The sequence below is a fragment of the Psychrobacter sp. genome (assembly GCF_030457785.1).
In the GTDB taxonomy this organism is placed as follows: domain Bacteria; phylum Pseudomonadota; class Gammaproteobacteria; order Pseudomonadales; family Moraxellaceae; genus Psychrobacter.
This window is the reverse complement of record NZ_JAKDUI010000280.1, coordinates 1-2,347: the sequence shown is the minus strand read 5'-3', so window position 1 is coordinate 2,347 and position 2,347 is coordinate 1. Positions and strand designations below refer to the sequence as shown.

At 42.3% G+C, this 2,347-nt stretch carries 2 protein-coding genes; one reads left to right on the top strand and one right to left on the bottom strand.

Annotated features, from left to right (window positions below; translation table 11 throughout):
* Positions 1 to 49: 49 nt before the first annotated feature.
* Positions 50 to 1,366 (bottom strand): rhodanese-like domain-containing protein, encoded by a 1,317-nt coding sequence (locus L0J61_RS10540; RefSeq protein WP_301466393.1) that lies wholly within the window; start codon positions 1,364 to 1,366, stop codon positions 50 to 52.
* 572 nt (positions 1,367 to 1,938) lie between these two features.
* Here L0J61_RS10540 and L0J61_RS10535 point away from each other — a divergent pair.
* Positions 1,939 to 2,347, top strand: a 409-nt coding sequence (locus tag L0J61_RS10535; RefSeq protein WP_301466392.1) for a hypothetical protein, incomplete at its 3' end; no start/stop codon positions are given.

Sequence of the window (2,347 nt, the reverse complement as noted above, 5' to 3'; positions counted from 1 at the left end):
ACTACGCTATGCTTTAGGTTGGCAATATATCTCTGGTTTTGCGTAAGTCCTAATAGATATCAATATCAGAGAAACCCTTACTTACCAGCCAACCTGCTGCTACCGTCGCACGTGCACCACTCGCACACATCAGTGTGTAATGACAGTGCTTATCAAGCGCTTGCCAGCGCTCATTTAATTCCCCCACGTAGATATGCTGTGACTTGTCAATCGCATCAGATGACCGTTCTTCAGCATCTCGGACATCAAGCAATTTCCAATTTTGTTTCTCAGTATCAAGGCGGTTTTTGACTTCATCGCTACCAATCATTGGGGTTTGTTGCATATGCTCGCCTTGCTTAGCTGCAGACACCACTCCTACATAACCACCAGCCACATTATCAAGGGCAATTCTTACCAAATGCTCCATCGCTGTGGCAAGCTGACTCTCATCTGCAGCGACTAACGCTATACGCTCCCCTTCACTGATGAACCACCCTGCAAAGGCGGGAATCATGCCGACAGGCAAGCTCATAGATCCTGATAAATGCCCAGACGCATAGGCCATCGGTTCACGAATATCAATAATATGATCAGCGCGACAATCTTTGAGTTCTGCTAAGGATAGATTGCGTGGTCGCATGATGGACGGAGCCGGCTCACCGCCTTCCATATTTAGTCGCTCCATCAGCCGGAAATACGGTGGCTGGTAGTGGTGTTCATTGGCTTTCAATTCAATAAACGCCTCACGATCGGCGATTTGCAAGCGTGGGTTGTTTAGCCTCTCATGACCAACAGTGGAAAACTCTCGCTCTGCCATACCCGAGCCGCACACAGATCCAGACCCATGAGCAGGATAAATAATCGCTTGGTCGCCTAACGACACTATTTTTTTGAGTGAGTCATATAATAAACCGGCCACTTCTTCACGGCGATCAGGATAAAAATCAGTTCGACCAACATCTCCTACAAATAACGCATCACCTGTAAACACCCCAACGGCTTTGTCTGGATAAGCGGTATCGTATACAGCATAAGCGAGATGGTCATCCGTATGCCCAGGCGTTTCAAGTACGCATATTTTAAGTTGGCCAATAGCAAAGCAGTCACCATCGTGAGCGGTCTGCGCATAAACCACCGGCTGCTCTGGATTCGGCCCATGAAATACGGTTGCACCCGTCATGTCGGCCAAAATCGGTGCGCCAGAAACCAAGTCTTCGTTACGGTGGGTTTCAAATATATGAGTAATCTCAAGCCCTGCTGCTCTAGCTTTTTCTGCATAAATGGCGCAGTCACGACGTGGGTCGATCACTGCCGCTTTTCCGCCAGCTCCTATCAAGTAAGATAAATGAGACAATCCAGGTGTTTTGATTTTTTCGAGAAGCATTTTGTTCTCCCTTAGCTTAAAAATGGCTATCGTTATAATTATTGTTAAAGCATTTATTGAAGCATACTTTTTTCAGACCTTCTCCAGATGCCTATCAGTCAAAAAAGTTACTAAAGTAAATACCAATACCTTAATTTCAGTTTCAGCAAATTTCAGCGTCATCAGTATTTTAATAAATTCCATTACGAATTATCTGCATGAAAGTTAACATGCCAATCCATACCTATCAATATACGATAACACATAACAACAAGGCTGCTACGAGCGGTTTGCTTCTGGTTACACGGGTAGACAAAAATAATACTTGCCCCTTGGAAGGAGTTTTTATTGTATAGAAAACAATCACCTTTAAGGTAGCGTTACAGATTCTGTTGAGAAAGGTAACAAATCGCCATAACCTTGGCATACTTGACGATGCGAACTTGAACAATCATTCAACAACAACTACAATGCGATTTCTTAGCCGATTTAGCGACAAGATTTTGCTTAAAATTAAGTACTGAATTAAAAATTAAATGTGGCTTAAATATAGCTTTGAGCGTCTGTATTTCGCTTAATTAAAGCAAATATCTATGCTTGTTTTGTTTATCAAGACTGTTGAATCTCCCTTTAAATTTATTAAAAAGAATTTACTTATGCCAAAACATTTACCGATTTCACTTTTACTGCTTCGACTGGGTATTTTCGTTGTCTTTTTATTTTGGACGCTTGATAAATTTATCAAGCCTGAGCATGCCGCAGGCGTTATGTCTAAGTTTTATGGTATGGAAAGTATGGGTGGTACCTTACTTTATGTTATGGGAACTGTTCAGTTGATACTCATATTGCTATTTGTGGTTGGATTATTTAAAACTTGGACTTATGGTATTTTGCTATTGGCACATGCAGGCTCAACTTTTTCAACCTTTGCTCTATACATGCAACCATTTGATAACCTATTGTTTTTTGCTGCATGGCCAATGCTAGCAGCATGTATCGCCC